General features: G+C 74.7%; 11 protein-coding genes. 8 read left to right on the top strand and 3 right to left on the bottom strand.

Going from position 1 to position 14,883, the window contains the following annotated elements; translation table 11 throughout:
• Nucleotides 1–33 precede the first annotated feature (33 nt).
• Nucleotides 34–759: an ABC transporter permease gene (locus ACIGXJ_RS13225; RefSeq protein ID WP_399643962.1), complete on the bottom strand. Its 726-nt coding sequence runs from the start codon at nt 757–759 to the stop codon at nt 34–36.
• Nucleotides 760–761: 2 nt separating this feature from the next.
• Complete coding sequence (locus ACIGXJ_RS13220) at nt 762–1,682, bottom strand: ATP-binding cassette domain-containing protein (RefSeq protein ID WP_399643960.1); 921 nt, start codon at nt 1,680–1,682, stop codon at nt 762–764.
• A gap of 108 nt (nt 1,683–1,790) precedes the next feature.
• On the opposite strand from ACIGXJ_RS13220, the gene ACIGXJ_RS13215 reads away from it, so the two are divergent.
• The 3 genes from ACIGXJ_RS13215 (at nt 1,791) to ACIGXJ_RS13205 (ending at nt 4,961) form a co-directional block, all read left to right on the top strand.
• On the top strand, nt 1,791–2,954 hold the full coding sequence (locus ACIGXJ_RS13215) for a sensor histidine kinase (RefSeq protein WP_399643957.1): 1,164 nt from the start codon (nt 1,791–1,793) through the stop codon (nt 2,952–2,954).
• An 84-nt stretch (nt 2,955–3,038) separates the two neighbouring features.
• The gene (locus ACIGXJ_RS13210) at nt 3,039–3,704 is read left to right on the top strand and encodes a response regulator (RefSeq protein ID WP_399643954.1); all 666 of its coding nucleotides are present in this window, start codon (nt 3,039–3,041) and stop codon (nt 3,702–3,704) included.
• 99 nt (nt 3,705–3,803) lie between these two features.
• Nucleotides 3,804–4,961, top strand: coding sequence for an ROK family transcriptional regulator (locus ACIGXJ_RS13205; protein WP_399643952.1), 1,158 nt, complete (start codon nt 3,804–3,806; stop codon nt 4,959–4,961).
• Between the two features lie 55 nt (nt 4,962–5,016).
• Here ACIGXJ_RS13205 and ACIGXJ_RS13200 read toward each other — a convergent pair whose 3' ends face one another.
• Nucleotides 5,017–5,778, bottom strand: coding sequence for a GntR family transcriptional regulator (locus tag ACIGXJ_RS13200; RefSeq protein ID WP_399643950.1), 762 nt, complete (start codon nt 5,776–5,778; stop codon nt 5,017–5,019).
• 349 nt (nt 5,779–6,127) lie between these two features.
• Here ACIGXJ_RS13200 and ACIGXJ_RS13195 point away from each other — a divergent pair, with 349 nt between their 5' ends.
• The 5 genes from ACIGXJ_RS13195 (at nt 6,128) to ACIGXJ_RS13175 (ending at nt 14,880) form a co-directional block, all read left to right on the top strand.
• Nucleotides 6,128–6,958 (top strand): alpha/beta fold hydrolase, encoded by an 831-nt coding sequence (locus tag ACIGXJ_RS13195; protein ID WP_399643948.1) that lies wholly within the window; start codon nt 6,128–6,130, stop codon nt 6,956–6,958.
• A gap of 417 nt (nt 6,959–7,375) precedes the next feature.
• Nucleotides 7,376–8,965 carry an alkaline phosphatase D family protein gene (locus ACIGXJ_RS13190; RefSeq protein WP_399643946.1) on the top strand — a complete coding sequence of 530 codons (1,590 nt, stop codon included), beginning with the start codon at nt 7,376–7,378 and terminating at the stop codon, nt 8,963–8,965.
• Nucleotides 8,966–9,119: 154 nt separating this feature from the next.
• A complete protein-coding gene (locus tag ACIGXJ_RS13185; RefSeq protein ID WP_399643944.1) occupies nt 9,120–10,526 on the top strand; it encodes an SWIM zinc finger family protein in 1,407 nt (468 codons plus the stop codon).
• A gap of 53 nt (nt 10,527–10,579) precedes the next feature.
• Nucleotides 10,580–13,330 carry a DUF6493 family protein gene (locus ACIGXJ_RS13180; RefSeq protein WP_399644837.1) on the top strand — a complete coding sequence of 917 codons (2,751 nt, stop codon included), beginning with the start codon at nt 10,580–10,582 and terminating at the stop codon, nt 13,328–13,330.
• 122 nt (nt 13,331–13,452) lie between these two features.
• Nucleotides 13,453–14,880, top strand: a complete 1,428-nt coding sequence (locus ACIGXJ_RS13175) for a GNAT family N-acetyltransferase (protein ID WP_399643942.1) — start codon at nt 13,453–13,455, stop codon at nt 14,878–14,880.
• Nucleotides 14,881–14,883 lie beyond the last annotated feature (3 nt).

The raw sequence follows: 14,883 nt of genomic DNA, 5'->3' as shown, positions 1-14,883 counted from the left end.
GGGCGTCAGGCCCGGGCCCGGGTCTGCTGTCCGTCAGGCGTCCCTGTGCCGCACGCTCCACGCCCCGGCGGCCAGCGCGGCGGCCGTCCAGGCGGCGGTCACGGCGAGGCCGCCCCAAGGGCCGAGGGTGCCGTCCCAGGTCTGGTGCAGGACCACCTGACCCGCCTTGTCGGGCAGGAAGTCGGTCACCTCACCCGCGGTGTCCCCGACGACGAAGGAGACCACGAGGACGAGGGGGATCAGCACGGACAGCGCGCCGACGCCGCTGCGCAGCAGTGCCGCGAGCCCGGTCGCGAGGAGTGCCGTCAGCGCGAGGTAGATCCCGCAGCCCACCACGCCGCGCACCTGCTGAGCGACGGTCAGCCCGTCCGCCGCGGACCCCAGTCCGGCACGGGCGGCCGCGAGCGAGGCCGCGGCGGTCACGAGGCCGGCCAGGAGCGCCGGTACGCCGACGGCGACGGCCTTGGCGGCGAACCACCGCCCGCGCCGCGGCACCGCGGCCAGCGACAGCCGCAGGGCAGCGCCCTGGAACTCCGCCGACATCGCCAGGGCTCCGAAGGCGATGACGGCGATCTGCCCGGGCAGGACACCCGTGAACGCCGTGAACAGCGGGTCGAAGTCGGGGTCCGAGGTCTCCGACGCCCCGGACAGGGCGGAGAACGCCGTGGAGACGAGGGGCAGGGCGAGCAGCGCGCCGTACAGCGAACGCAGGGTGCGGATCTTCAGCCACTCGGCGTGCAGGATCGGTGCGAACGCCATGGTCAGGCCTCCTGGAGCTGTGCGGTGTACTCGGTCTCGGACGCGGTCAGGTCGAGGTACGCCTGTTCGAGGGTGCCCTCCTGCGCGGTGAGTTCGAGGATCGGGACGCCCGCCTCGGAGACGAGCCGGCCGATGTCGGCCACGCGCGCGTGGTGCACCGTCCAGGCGCCGTCCTCGCCGGGTTCGGCGGTGTGGCCGTGCCGGGCCAGGACGTCCTCCAGGGCCGCGGCGTCCGTGGTGCGGATCCGCACGCGGGGCTGCACGCGCGCGTCGATGAACTCGCGCATGGGCAGGTCGGCGAGGAGCCGCCCGCGCCCGAGGACGACGAGGTGGTCGGCGAACTCGGCCGTCTCGTTCATGAGGTGACTGGAGACCAGCACGCTGCGGCCCTCGGCGGCGAGCCTGCGCAGCAGGGTGCGGATCCAGATGATGCCCTCGGGGTCCAGGCCGTTGGACGGCTCGTCGAGCATCACCACCGGCGGGTCGCCCAGCAGCGCGGCGGCGATGCCGAGGCGCTGCCGCATGCCCAGGGAGTACGTCCTGACGCGGCGCCGCGCCACGGACTGAAGGCCGGTCTCCCGCAGCACCTCGTCCACGCGCCGTGCGGGGATGCGGTTGCTCGCGGCGAGGATCCTCAGATGGTCGCGGGCCGTGCGGGAGCCGTGGGCGGCCCGGGCGTCGAGCAGGGCGCCCACCAGCCGCAGGGGTTCGTCGTGGTCGGCGTACGCGCGGCCGCCCACGGTGGCGGTGCCCGAGGTCGGCCGGTCGAGGCCGAGCACGAGCCGCATGGTGGTGGACTTGCCCGCGCCGTTGGGGCCGAGGAAGCCGGTGACCCGGCCGGGGCGCACGCTGAAGGTCAGGGCGTCCACGGCCCGCCGGGTGCCGTACTCCTTGGTGAGGTCTTGGACGTCGATGCTGGTCATGGCCTCAGCGTGGCGGCCGGCGCCGGGGCGGCGCCTCCCCCGCCGGTGGAGATCGTCTCCCCCTGGCGGGGGAGGCCCGTTGTCGGTGGTGGCTGCCACGATGGGCGAATGATCCGCCTGCTGCGCCCGTTCACGAGGGCCGTGACCTATACACGGTGGCTGCATCTGTTCATGGCCGTCGTGTGGCCGGCCATGTGGATGTACGTGGACCAGAGCTGGTGGCTGCTGTCCGCGCTCCCGTTGGGGCTCGCAGGTCTGGTGCCGGGGATGCGGACGGTGGAGGGTCTGCAGGCCCGGCTGTTGCTGCTGGGGCGGCACCCGGGCGGCCGCCCCGAGATCGTCACCACGCCCGCGGTGAGCTGGAGCGACCGCGCGCGGACGGTGCTGTGGCTGGAGGCGCGGCTGCTGCTGGGCGGTCTGGTCGCGATGCTGACGGTCCAACTGCCCATCACCACGGAGACGCTGGTGCGGGCGGGGCTGGGCGGTGGCGGTCCGGACGAGGGTGCGCTGCTGCACGTCTCCGAGGACGAGTGGTGGTATCTGGCTCTTTCTCCGCTGCCGTTGGTGGTGCTGCCGGCGGTGGTCGTGGCCGGCGGTGAACTGATCACCTGGCTGGCCGGGCGGTTGCTGGGCCCCTCCCCCGCGGAGCGGCTGGCCGCGCTTGAGGAGCGTACGGAGCAACTGCTGGAGCGCAACCGCATCGCGCGCGAGCTGCACGACTCCATCGGGCACGCGCTGACGGTGGCGGTGGTGCAGGCGGGCGCGGCGCGCGCCGCGGGCGACCCGGAGTTCACGGACCGGGCGCTGGCCGCCATCGAGGACACCGGCCGGGCTGCGCTGGAGGACCTGGACCGGATGCTCGGCGTGCTGCGCGAGGCGGAGCGGCCGGTGAGCGGCCGGCCGACGCTGGCCGACGCCGACCGGCTGCTGGAGTCCGCGCGGGCCTCCGGGGCGAAGGTCGACGCCGAGGTGAGCGGTCCTCTTGAGGCCCTGCCGGGACCGGTCTCGCGGGAGGGCTACCGCATCCTGCAGGAGGCGCTGACCAATGTGCTGCGGCACGCGGGCGCGGTCCCGGTGCGGGTGCAGGTGCGGGTCGCGGACGGCTCGCTGCGGCTTCAGGTGCGCAACGCCCTGCCCGGCGCGATACCCGAGCCCGGCCGGGGCAGCGGCCTGCGCGGCATACGCGAGCGCGCGGCCCTCCTCGGTGGCCGGGCGCACACCGGCCCCGAGGACGGCGACTGGCGGGTGCGGGTCGAACTGCCCCTGGGCTGACCGCCGTAAGAGTCACCGCTCGGCGGTCCTTCGCGGGGGCTGACGAGCGGCGGACCGTCGTACGGGCTCGGCTAGGGTGGCCGGATGCCCGTCTCCGTTCTGCTCGTCGACGACGAACCCCTGGTCCGCGCGGGTCTGCGGGCCGTTCTGGACGCACAGCCCGACATCGAGGTCGTCGGGGAGGCCGCGGACGGGGCGGCGGTGATCCCGCTGGTGCGGCAACTGCGGCCGGACGTGGTCGCGATGGACGTGCGGATGCCGCTGCTCGACGGCATCGAGGCGACCCGCGCGGTGCTGCGGACGGTGCCGGAGCCGCCGAAGATACTGGTGGTGACGACGTTCGAGAACGACGAGTACGTGTACGACGCGCTGCGCGCCGGCGCCAGCGGGTTCCTGCTCAAGCGGGCACGGCCGGCGGAGATCGTGCACGCGGTACGGCTGGCCGCCGAGGGCGAGTCGCTGCTGTTCCCGGCCTCGGTGCGGCAGTTGGCCGCCGAGTACGGCGGTGCCGGAGCCGGTGATCCGGCGGCCCGGGCGACGCTGGAGCGGGCCCGGCTGACCGAGCGTGAGGCGGAGGTGCTGCGGCTGATGACGCGGGGCCTGTCGAACGCGGAGATCGCGGCCCGGCTGACGGTGGGCGTGGAGACGGTGAAGTCGCACGTCAGCGCCGTACTGGCGAAGCTGGGGGTGCGGGACCGCACGCAGGCGGTGATCCTCGCGTACGAGTCGGGGTTCGTCTCGCCGGGCTGATCGTCGGCGTGGGGCGGAGCGGGGGACTCCGGCACTCGCCCGGTTCCGCCGCGCCGAGTACGATCCGGCCATCACGCGCTCGAGCTGGGAGGACGGACGGTGGGGCGGCTGACCGGCGGGGATCCCTCGCTGCTGCGAAGGATCAATTCCGCGGTGGTGCTGCACGCGCTGCGTGCCACGGACTGCGCGACGCTCACGGAGATCACGCGTGTCACCGGGCTGTCCCGGCCGACGGTCGAGGGGGTCGTGGAAGGGCTCATCGAGGCCGGTCTGGTCGTCGAGAAGGCGGCGGAGGAGGGCGCTGCGCGGCGGCAGGGGCGGCCCGCGCGGCGTTTCCGTTTCCGTGCCGAGGCGGGGCATCTGCTGGGCCTGGAGATCGGCGTGCACCGGGTCGCCGCGCTGCTGGCCGACCTGGACGGGAAGGTGCTGGGGGCGCAGGCCAAGGAGGTCGACGAGACGGTCGACGCGGACGAGCGGCTGGAGCGGCTGCGGGGCGCCGTGGCCGAGCTGCTGCGCCGGTCCGGGGTGTCGCGGGCGTCCCTGCGGGCGGTGGGCGTGGGCACGCCCGGGATCGTCGAGGCGGACGGCACCGTGCGGCTGAGCACGGCGCTGCCGGGGTGGACGGGGCTGCGGCTGGGCGAGCGGCTGAGCCGCTCCTTCAAGTGCCCGGTGCTGGTGGAGAACGACGCGAACGCGGCGGCGGTGGCGGAGCACTGGAAGGGCTCGGCGACCGACTCGGACGACGTGGTGTTCGTGCTGGCCGGGCTGAGCCCGGGGGCCGGCTCGCTGATCGGCGGCCGGCTGCACCGCGGGTTCGGCGGGGCGGCCGGGGAGATCGGCGCGCTCCATCTGCTGGGGCGCGAGGTCACACCGGAGACGCTGCTGTCGACGACGGACGAGCCGCTGCATCCGCTGGACGAGCAGGCGGTCGCCGAGGTGTTCGCGCGGGCGCGCCGGGGTGACGCGGGGGCCCGCGCGGCCGTGGAGCGGTTCATCCGGCGGCTGGTGCACGACGTGGCGGCGCTGGTGCTGGCCCTGGACCCCGAGCTCGTCGTGGTGGGCGGCTGGGCGGCCGGTCTGGACGACGTACTCGAACCGCTGCGGCGCGAGCTGGCCCGCTACTGTCTGCGGCCGCCGAGGGTGGCGCTGTCGCTGCTGGGCGAGGCCGCTGTGGCCACGGGCGCGGTGCGCCTGGCCCTCGACCATGTGGAGGAGCAGCTCTTCGCGGTGGAGGGCACGGTCACGGCACGCCGCTGACGGCCGGGCGCCGGGGGTCCGGCGCCCGCCGCGTGTGCGGGTGGACGGGCGTCGCTCAGCTCGCCCGGCGCTGCGGGTCCTGGTGGATCTCGACGTTGCCGGAGTCGCCGAAGGTGAGCCGGCAGGTGTCGGCGCGGTAGGTGGCGACGGACACGGCGGCGGTGCGGCCCTGGGCGAGGAACCGGGTGGTGACGATCAGCACCGGCGCCCCGGGCAGCCGGTCGAGTTCCTTGGCGTCGTCCGCGCGGGCCGAGCCCAGCTCGACGGCGTTGTCGTGGCCCTCCGGCGAAAGGCGCTGCAGTTCGCGCAGCACCGCACGCGCGCGTGCCGCGCCCGAGGGGGCGTCGATGCCGGACAGGTCCGGCACCGAGGACTGCGGGATGTAGAGCAGCTCTGCGGCGACGGGCTGGCCGTGGGTCATGCGGGTGCGGCGCACGATGTGCACCGGCTCGCCGGGGGCGGTCTCCAGGGCGGTGGCGACGGACGCGGGCGGCGCGTCCAGGGCGCAGTCGACGGGCTGCCAGGCGTCCTCGGGGCCGCCGGGCCAGGCGTGCTGCTCGGTGCCGACGGCCACGCCCACCCGGGGCGGAGCCACGGTCGTGCCGACGCCGCGGCGGCGCTGCAGCCTGCCCTCCAGCTCGAGCTGCTCCAGGGCCTGGCGGAGCGTGGCGCGGGCGACGCCGAAGCGGGCGGCGAGGTCGCGCTCGTTGGGCAGGATCTCGCCCACGGAGAACTCGGAGTCCAGTGCCTCGCTGAGCACGGTCTTGAGGTGCCAGTACTTCGGTTCCGGCACCGATTCCAGCTGCTGGGTCCCCACCCTGTCCTCCGCAATCGCCGTGATCCGGCGGCGTTTTAGCGCCCTTGTTTATTAAAGGTTGTTGCACTTATCAGCGACCATAGGGCGGCCCCCACCCTTGGTCAAGACCAATCGTCGATCCCTGGTGGCGCTTGCGGGGTGTGCGCAGCAGAGCGTTCACGGGGCGTTCGTACAGGGCCGCACGCGTGACATCACGGGCGAGAGGGCCGGGGCCGCGCGGGGCGGGCGGTCAGGAGCGGCGGGGGCCGCGCCCGCCGCGTCATGTCCAGACGGGCTACCCATGAGTAGTAATTGCTGACAAGCTGTCCACCAAGCGTTCGCCGGCGCGTCCCAGGCAAAGGAGCTGCTCATGTCCGCCACCGTCACCTTCGAGGTCCCCTCCCCCCAGGGCCGACGGTCCGTGACCCTCTCCTACACGCGCGTGGGCAGCGGCGAACCCCTGCTCCTGCTGCACGGCATCGGCCACCACTGGCAGGCCTGGGAGCCTGTCATCGACATCCTGGCCACCGAGCGGGACGTGATCGCCGTGGACCTGCCGGGCTTCGGCGCCTCACCGTCGCTGCCGGACGGCCTCGTCCACGACCTGCCCACCATGAACACCGCGCTCGGCGCCCTGTGCGAGGCGCTGGAGCTGGACCGGCCCCATGTCGCGGGCAACTCGCTCGGCGGGCTGCTGGCGCTGGAACTGGGCCGGGAGAAGCTCGTGCGGTCCGTCACCGCGCTGTCCCCGGCCGGTTTCTGGACGCAGGCCGAGCGGCGCTACGCGTTCGGGGTGCTGATGGCGATGCGGCAGAGCGCACGCGGCCTGCCCGTGCCGCTGGTCGAGCGGCTGTCCCGTACGGCGGCCGGCCGGACCGTCCTGACCAGCACCATCTACGCCCGGCCCGGCCGCAGGTCCCCGGAGGCCGTGGTCGCCGAGACCCTGGCCCTCGCCGGCGCCACCGGCTTCACCGAGACCCTCCGCGCGGGCGCCACCGTCCAGTTCACGGACGACATCCCCGGCATCCCCGTCACCGTGGCCTGGGGCACCAAGGACCGCCTGCTGCTGCGCCGGCAGGGCGTCCGCGCCAAGGGCATCATCCCCAAGGCCCGGCTGGTGCGGCTGCCCGGCTGCGGCCACGTGCCCATGAACGACGACCCGGCACTCGTCGCCCGCGTGATCCTCGACGGCAGCCGCTGAGAACCCGCCCGGGCGCGAACGGTCCGCCGCGGCAGGGGTGCCGCCTGTTCCTCGGCAGGGTGGCGCGGCAGGGCACGGCGTGCGCGGGACGTGGTGGTGCGGTCGGCGGGGTGGGCGCCCGGTTTGTCTCCACCCGAGCGTGGGGCAGGGGCGACGGCCGTGCGCCGCACGCGCGTGGGGCAGGGGCGACGGCCGTGCGCCGCACGCGCGTGGGGGACGCGGCCGAAAGTCTGTAGGCCACACGCGTGTGGCCGCGGGCGCCTCCCTTCACGGCGGGGGCCGCGCACGCGGGATGACAGCGCGTCGGGTCCCCGTCCTCCGGGGACAGTTGTTCACTCGGGGTTCGCGTGGGCGCTGCGGTGCACCAGTAGGTGTGTCAGGGCACACCGGCCGGCTCCCCGCACTGGAGGCCCCACCATGTCCGACCGTCCCCCGCTCCCCGGTCGCCGCGGCGTACTGCGCGGCTCCCTCGCCGCCTCGGCGGCCCTGACCCTGCCGGCCGGCCTGGGCGCGGCACCTGCCCTCGCCCTGTCCGGGCGGCCCCGCGCGGAGTGGGGTGTGCAGAGCGGTGACGTGACGGCCGACTCGGCGCTGGTGTGGGTCGGTTCGGACCGGCCGGCCCGGATGATCGTGGAGACCTCCGCGACCGAGTCGTTCCGCAGTCCCCGCAGATGGCACGGCCCGCTGCTGGGCACGGACACCGACCTCACCGGCGTCACCAGGCTGCGCGGGCTGCCGCCCGGCCGGCAGGTCCACTACCGTGTGCTGCTCGCCGACCCGGACGACCCTCGTCGTACGAGCGAACCGGTCCTGGGGACGTTCCGTACCGTGCCGGTGCGCCGCCGCGACGGTATGCGGTTCCTGTGGTCCGGCGACCTCGCCGGCCAGGGCTGGGGCATCAACCCCGACCTCGGCGGCTACCGCATCTTCGACGCGATGGCCCGCCTCGACCCGGACTTCTTCCTGTTCAGCGGCGACACCGTCTACGCCGACGGCCCGATCGCCCCGGCCGTGGCGCTGCCCGGCGGCGGCACCTGGCGGAACGTCACCACCGAGGAGAAGGCGAAGGTCGCGGAGACGCTCGCCGAGTACCGCGGCAACTTCCGCTACAACCTCCTGGACGACAACCTGCGGCGCTTCAACGCGCAGGTCCCCGTGATCGTGCAGTGGGACGACCACGAGGTGCGCAACAACTGGTACCCGGGGCAGGTCATCGCGGACACGGACACCCGCTACACGGAGAAGAGCGTGGACGTGCTGACGGCGCGGGCCCGCCGGGCGTTCAGCGAGTACTTCCCGGTCTCGACGCTGCGGCCGGGTGCCGGGGAGGGCCGGGTGTACCGGGTGCTGCGGCAGGGTCCGCTGCTGGACGTGTTCGTCCTGGACATGCGCACCTGCCGCAACGCGAACTCCCCGGACGACCAGGCCGTGGACCCGCAGGGCATCCTGGGCCGTGAGCAGTTGGAGTGGCTGAAGCGGGAGCTGGCGCGCTCGCGGGCGGTGTGGAAGGTGCTCGCCGCCGACATGCCGATCGGCCTGGTGGTGCCCGACGGCCAGGAGGGCCGGCCGCACTTCGAGGCGGTCGCGCAGGGCGACCCCGGCGCGCCGCTCGGGCGCGAGCTGCAGATCGCCGAGCTGCTGCGGTTCGTCAAGCACCGGCGGATCACCGGCACGGTGTGGCTGACGGCCGACGTCCATCACACCTCGGCGCAGCACTACCAGCCGTCGCGGGCGGCGTTCACCGACTTCGAGCCGTTCTGGGAGTTCGTCTCCGGGCCACTGAACGCGGGCGCGTTCCCGGCCGGCGCCCTGGACGGCACGTTCGGTCCGGAGCGGGTGTTCGTGAAGGCGCCGAGCGTCGGCAACGTCTCCCCCGCCGGCGGCCACCAGTTCTTCGGCGAGGTCGAGATCGACGGTGACAGCGCCGAGCTGACCGTCCGGCTGCGCGAGCAGGACGGCGGCGTGCTGTTCACGAAGGTGCTCCAGCCCGGCCGGGTCGGCCAGTAACTGCCGTACGCTCGACAGCACGTGCCCCGCACCGGCGTCATCCCCCGGTGCGGGGCACGTGCGCCGTCCGGCGGACCGGTGGGCCAAAGCCCTGTCGTCGAGGGTGTTCTCGCAGGTCGATCGCGTTGTCAGTGGTGGCCTCTACGGTTTCCCCATGACGCGATCCTTGCAGGCCGTGAGCTATCGGCGACCCTCCGTGCTGGAGTCCCTGAAGGGCGGACGGCGGCTGGGACTCGAGACGTCCAGGGGGGCGACCCCGGCGGGCGCCGAGGACCATCCCCGGTTCTTCTCGGGCTTTCTGACGTCCCCTCAGGCGGCGTCCGCGGCACTGCTCGGGGTGGCCGACGTGGCGGCGGCGCGCTACTACCAGCCGCAGCGCCCGGCGTCCCTCGACCCGGTGGTCACCGGCAACGGCGACCGGCTGCGCTTCGAGTCGTTCTCCGGCTGCGGCGGGGTGTACGCGCGCCTCGACGTGCTGGCCCCGGGCCTGGACGGCGGCGCGGTGGGGCACGGCACGACGAACGTGGACGTCAACAACCCGCTGCGCGAGGCGCTGTCCCGGCTCGGCACCGACGATCCGCTCCACCTGCGGGTGGGTCCCGAGGAGCTGGCGGTGACCACGCTGGACGGACCGGTCGTGGAGAAGAAGGTGCCGCTGCCCGACCGGTGGCTGCGGGGCTTCGCCGAAGCACAGGTGGTCTCGGCGGGCTTCGAGCAGCGGGCCGAGCTTCCCGCCGCCGAGGCGGTGCGGTTCCTGAGGTCGCTGCCGCGCACCACCGCCGGGCGCGGCGGCAGCTCGGGCACCCGCTGGATGGTGCCCGCGGGCAGCACCCTGCGGCCGACCACCCGTCCGGTGCCGGGCGCGGTGTGCCTGCCGGGCCCGGAGCGGCTGGTCGTACTGCAGCGCGTCCTCAGGTATGCGACGGCGCTGCGGGTGTACGGCCCGGCGGCGGGGTCGGGCGCCCCGACGGCCGGCGCCTGGGAGGCCGTGCTGCCGGGCATGCGGCTCACCCTGACCCTGTCGCCCGACGCCTCGCGCGGGTTCTCCGGAGAGGGCGGGGTCCTGGAGTCGCTCGCCACGGACGAGGCCGCCGCGGACGCGGAGCTGATCTCCGTCCTGCTGGCGTGGGAGCCGCGTATCGACGTCGTCGACCTGGCAGCCGCCTCGGGGCTCACCGCCGACCGGGTCCGCGCGGCGCTGGTCCGGCTGGGCACCTCGGGCCGCGTGGGCTACGACGCGGCGGAGGCCTCCTACTTCCACCGGGAACTGCCGTACGACGCCGACCGCGTGGAACGCCACAACCCGCGGCTGCGGTCGGCGCGCTCCCTGCTGGCGGCGGGCGCGGTGACCCTGGACGGCGCGCTGGCGACGGTCACCGCCGAGGACGGTCATGCGCACCGGGTGCGGGACACGGCGGGAGTGCTCAGCTGCAGTTGCCCGTGGTGGGCGAGATACCGGGGCGGGCGCGGGCCGTGCAAACACGCGCTGGCGGTACGGATGGCGCGACGCGAGGACGTGACGCGGGCGGCAGGGGCGGGAACCGACGGGGGTGTGCGATGAATTCGCTGAGGGAAAAGGTGCGGGCGGCGCGGGCGAACGGGGCCGCGAGCCTGATGGAGGCGGTCGCCGTGGCGCGGGCGGATGAGCCGGTGAGCCTGCTGGAGACCGTCAGGGCGGGGCGTACGGCGGAGGTCGTGAGCCTGCTGGACGGGATGACGGACGCCGAACGGCGGGCCTGCTTCCCGGAGCTGAAGGCGCTGCGCAAGGAGTTGCGCGGGGCCCGGTGGACTGCGGCGAACCGCCGTGCCCTGCCGGCGCTGCATGCGGCGGGGGCGGCCTGCCAGACGGGCGCGGCCGGCGTGGCGAGCTGGCTCGCGGCAGCCGACCTGCGCTGGTCGCAGGCGTCGCCGGGACTGCTGCTGCATCTGCTCGGCGACCGTGACCCCTCATGGCTCGCGGACGTGCTGCGCCGGCTGGCCGGACGTCCGGCGTCCGCCCGGGTGCCGTTCGAGCTGATGGCGGGGCTGGTGCGGCTGGCCGGTTGTCCGGTACCGGTGACGGACGCCTATGTGCGCGGCTGGGTCGACCAGGTCGACCTGGAGTGGCACCGCGGCGGCACCAAGCTGGACCGGCTGCGCCGTGATCCGCATCTGGTGCCGCTGGTGGCCGCGCTGTTCGAGACGGAGGACCTGGGCAGCCGTCTGGACTGGTCGCAGGACGACGGCCCGGACAGCTGGACCGGCGCCCTGGCCCGGCTCGCCGACGAGGGCGTCCTGGACCGGGCCCGGATGGTGGACGCGTGTGTGGCCCGGCTGCTCCGCGGCGGCTCGGCGGCCGATCAGCGGGTGTTCCTGCGTCTGCTGGACGCCCTCGTCCTGACGCGCGCCGAGGAGCTGGCCCGGGTCGCCGACTGGACGGCGCTGGCCTCGGACGCGGTGCCCCCGGTGGCCGCCCACGCCCAGCGCGTGCTGGGATCGCTCGCCCTGGACAGGGAGCTGACGGCGCGCCGGCTGGCCGACGTGTCGGCGGCGGTGCTGTTCCGGCCCGAGAAGAAGCTCGTGCGCGCGCAGCTCGTGCTGCTGGGCAAGGTGCTGCTGCGGGACCCGGGCTCCGCGTGCGAGCTGCTGCCCGCCGCCGCGCAGGCGTTCGGGCACCAGGACTCGGAGGTTCAGGAGAGGGCGCTGAAGCTGGTGGAGCGCCATCTGGGGAAGGCGGACTCACCCGCAGTCCGGGGCGAGCTCGCTCTGGCCGCCGAGCGGTTGATCCCGCCGCTGCGGGAGCGGGCGGCCCGACTCCTTGGGCTCGGGTCGTCCCTCGGGGGGCCCCTGGTGCAGGAGGAGGTTCTCCCGCCCGTGCCGGAGCCGGCGCGTCTGGCGGCGCCTTTGGAGTCGGCCGCCGAGCTCGCGGAGGAGATCGGCGCGGTGATGGTGTCGGGTGGTGATGTGACGGCGTTCGAACGGGCGCTGGACGGGCTGGTGCGGCAGGTCCATCGGGACCGGGACGGGGTGGTGGAGGCGCTGACACCGGTGGTCGAGCGGCGCTGGTGGTCGGACGTGGACCCCGGCCACGGCTACGACCCGGCGGACTGCTTCACCTCCTTCGGCCGCGGTCTGTTCAGTGCGGCGGACGCCTTCGACCTGCTGCTGGCGACGCTGCACGGCGTGGCGAGGACGGACGCCCTGCACAGGGCCGTGACTCGCGGAACGGAGAGGACGGGGAGGGCAGAGAGGGGGGAGAGGACGAGCAGCGCCGAGTGTGTCCACGGCGCACTCGCCCGGGCGTTCGACGCCCGGCTCTGGGAGGTGGCGTACCGGCTGCGCACCGACCCGCTGCCGTTCCTGCTGTCCACGCCCACCTGGAGCACCGGCCTGCTGGAGCCGGACGTGCTGGTGGACCGGCTCGGCGCCTATCAGCGGCTGGGCGCGCGGATCGCCGAGGCGGACTTCGCGCAGGCGCTGCTGCGAGTGCGGCGCGCCGACCGGGCGGCGGCCGGGCGGGCCGCCGAGCGGGCCCTGGCCCTGGCCACGCCGGAGGGCGCACGGCTCGCCGCGTGGCTCCGCTCGGTCCCCGTGGAGCCGGCCGCCGACCGGCCCCGCCCCGAGGGCGGTCCCATGACCGAGGGTGATCTCGTACTGGTCGAGCTCGGTGCGCGCCCGGCGCTGGTAGAGGGCTTCCCCGCCGCCTACGAGGGACTCGGCCGGCCGGTCGACGGCTCGCTGCGGCGCGCGTACTGCCACCACTGGAGCGACGAGATACGCCCGCACTGGCTGGCGCTGCTGCCCGAGCAGCGGGAGCTCGTGGCAGCGCGCATCCTGTGGGACGTCGCCGCGCTCGCCGTCCACGACAGCCGCGGTCCCGGCCGGGTGCTGCCGTTGCTCGCGGAGTCCGGCGGCGAGGCGGGCGAGGCCGTGCATCTGGCGGTGGCGTACGGGCTCGGGGCCCGGCACCCGGAGGACCGGCTGGCCGCCGTGGACGCCCTGCTGACGCTGGCCGCGCGGGGCCAGTCGGTGCCGGAGCGGCTGGGCCCGGATCTCGGGCGGCTGATACGGAGCGGGGCGGTGAAGCCGTCGCGGCTGGCCGAGTCGGTGCGGACGGCCGCGGCCACCGGGGCGCACGCCACCGTGTGGGGCGTCCTGCGGCACACCCTGCCCGCGCTGCTCGGCGATCTCGCCGCAGACGTCTCGGCCAGGCCGACGCGGGGGCTGGGGGAGCTGCTGGCCGTGGCGGCGGAGTGCGCCGAGCGGTGCGGGGCCCAGGGTGACCTGCCGTACCTGGAGCGGACGGCGGCACGGCGAGGGGCGTCTCGCGTGGTCACGGAGGCTCGTCGGCTGCACCGGGCGCTGGTGGGAGGGGCCGCCGCATGACGTAGAGCGCGCAACCATCAAAAGAGCAACAAATAGGTGCAGAAGCGTCCTTTACCCATCGGTCACACAGGGTTCGTGATCACGCAACACCTCTCGTCCACAGTGGGCGTATGAAGCGAAACATGTCTGATGTGACGCGAGCGCGGCACGGCCGCCCCGTCCACCACTGGCGCCGGGACGTGGTCGAACTCGCCGCCCTGTTCACAGCCGTCGCGGTGGCCGACGCGGTGGCGAATCTGATCGGGCACGGCCCCGACGGGCCGGCGCTGCTGCTGATCTCGGCGGTGGCGCTGCTGGCCACGGTGGCGTTCCACACATGGTGGGCACGGCGCCACGGTCATGCGCCGCCGACCAGTGATACCGGTGCCCGGTCGCGCTCGGTGGAGGGCGAGACCGGGCCGTCGGGACCGACGGCCGGTGACACGGCCGCCCCGAGCGCGCTGTGGCGGATGCGGACGACGGTGAAGGACGCACCCGGTTCGCTGGCCGCGCTGTGCACGGCGCTGGCCGGGCGGCGGGTCGACATCCTCACCCTGCAGACGCATCCGCTGGGTGAGGACACGGTGGACGAGTTCCTGCTGCGCTCGCCAGGCGGGCTCTCGGCGGCGGAGATCACCCGTGCGGTGTCCGAGGCGGGCGGTGCGGACACCTGGATCGAGCGGGCCGACGCCCATGACCTGGTGGACGCACCGACCCGGGTGCTCGGGCTGGCCACCCGCACGGCCCTGGACACGGCGGAACTGCCGCTGGCGCTCCGCCAGTTGCTGGGCCGCTGCACGATCCGCTCGCTGCCCGCCGTGCCGCCCGCCTCGCGTGACGGGGCCGGTGGGCGCGGGGACGGCGGTCCGGTGGAGGGTGCGCTGGAGGACACGGTGATGCGGCTGCGGGTGCCCGAGGGCGGTGTGATCACGGTGGAGCGGCCGTATCTGCCGTTCACGCCGACCGAGTTCGCGCGGGCGCGGGCGCTGGTGGAACTGGACGCGCGGCTCGGTCCGCGGGTGCCGCGCGGGCAGGACGAGCTGACGCTGCCGGAGGGCAACGCCATCACCGTGCGGCGGGCCGACACCGGGGACATCGCCGCCGCGAAGGCGATGCACGAGCGGTGCTCGCAGCGGACCCTGGGCATGCGGTACCACGGGCCGGTCAAGGACGCCGACCGCTATCTCAACCACCTGCTCAGCCCCCGCTTCGGCCGGACACTCGCGGCGCAGACCCCGTCGGGGCGGGTCGTCGGGCTGGGCCATCTGCTGTGGGACGGGGACGAGACGGAGGTGGCGCTGCTCGTCGAGGACGAGTGGCAGCGGCGGGGTGTCGGCGGTGAACTGCTGCGCCGGCTGGTGGGGATGGCGGTCGAGGCGGGCTGCGACAGCGTGTACGCGGTGACGCGGGCGGCGAACACCGGCATGGTCGCCGCGATGCGGGGCCTCGGACTGCCGCTGGACTACCAGATCGAGGAGGGGACGCTGGTGATCACGGCCCGGCTGGACGCCGCGCCGGTGGGCCGGGGACTGCCGTACGACCGGGCGCGGCAGGGCGGCGCACGGGACTGAGCG

The sequence above is a fragment of the Streptomyces sp. NPDC053367 genome (assembly GCF_044545925.1).
GTDB lineage: Bacteria > Actinomycetota > Actinomycetes > Streptomycetales > Streptomycetaceae > Streptomyces.
This window is presented reverse-complemented; position numbering and strand designations above follow the sequence as displayed.

What these genes read in the sequence shown, in the direction of transcription:
- ACIGXJ_RS13215 (WP_399643957.1), top strand. Translation starts at nt 1,791, where the DNA reads ATGATCCGCCTGCTGCGCCCGTTCACGAGGGCCGTGACCTATACACGG.
- ACIGXJ_RS13185 (WP_399643944.1), top strand. Translation starts at nt 9,120, where the DNA reads ATGACGCGATCCTTGCAGGCCGTGAGCTATCGGCGACCCTCCGTGCTG.
- ACIGXJ_RS13195 (WP_399643948.1), top strand. Translation starts at nt 6,128, where the DNA reads ATGTCCGCCACCGTCACCTTCGAGGTCCCCTCCCCCCAGGGCCGACGG.
- ACIGXJ_RS13220 (WP_399643960.1), bottom strand. Translation starts at nt 1,682, where the DNA reads ATGACCAGCATCGACGTCCAAGACCTCACCAAGGAGTACGGCACCCGG.
- ACIGXJ_RS13225 (WP_399643962.1), bottom strand. Translation starts at nt 759, where the DNA reads ATGGCGTTCGCACCGATCCTGCACGCCGAGTGGCTGAAGATCCGCACC.
- ACIGXJ_RS13190 (WP_399643946.1), top strand. Translation starts at nt 7,376, where the DNA reads ATGTCCGACCGTCCCCCGCTCCCCGGTCGCCGCGGCGTACTGCGCGGC.
- ACIGXJ_RS13175 (WP_399643942.1), top strand. Translation starts at nt 13,453, where the DNA reads ATGTCTGATGTGACGCGAGCGCGGCACGGCCGCCCCGTCCACCACTGG.
- ACIGXJ_RS13210 (WP_399643954.1), top strand. Translation starts at nt 3,039, where the DNA reads ATGCCCGTCTCCGTTCTGCTCGTCGACGACGAACCCCTGGTCCGCGCG.
- ACIGXJ_RS13180 (WP_399644837.1), top strand. Translation starts at nt 10,580, where the DNA reads ATGGAGGCGGTCGCCGTGGCGCGGGCGGATGAGCCGGTGAGCCTGCTG.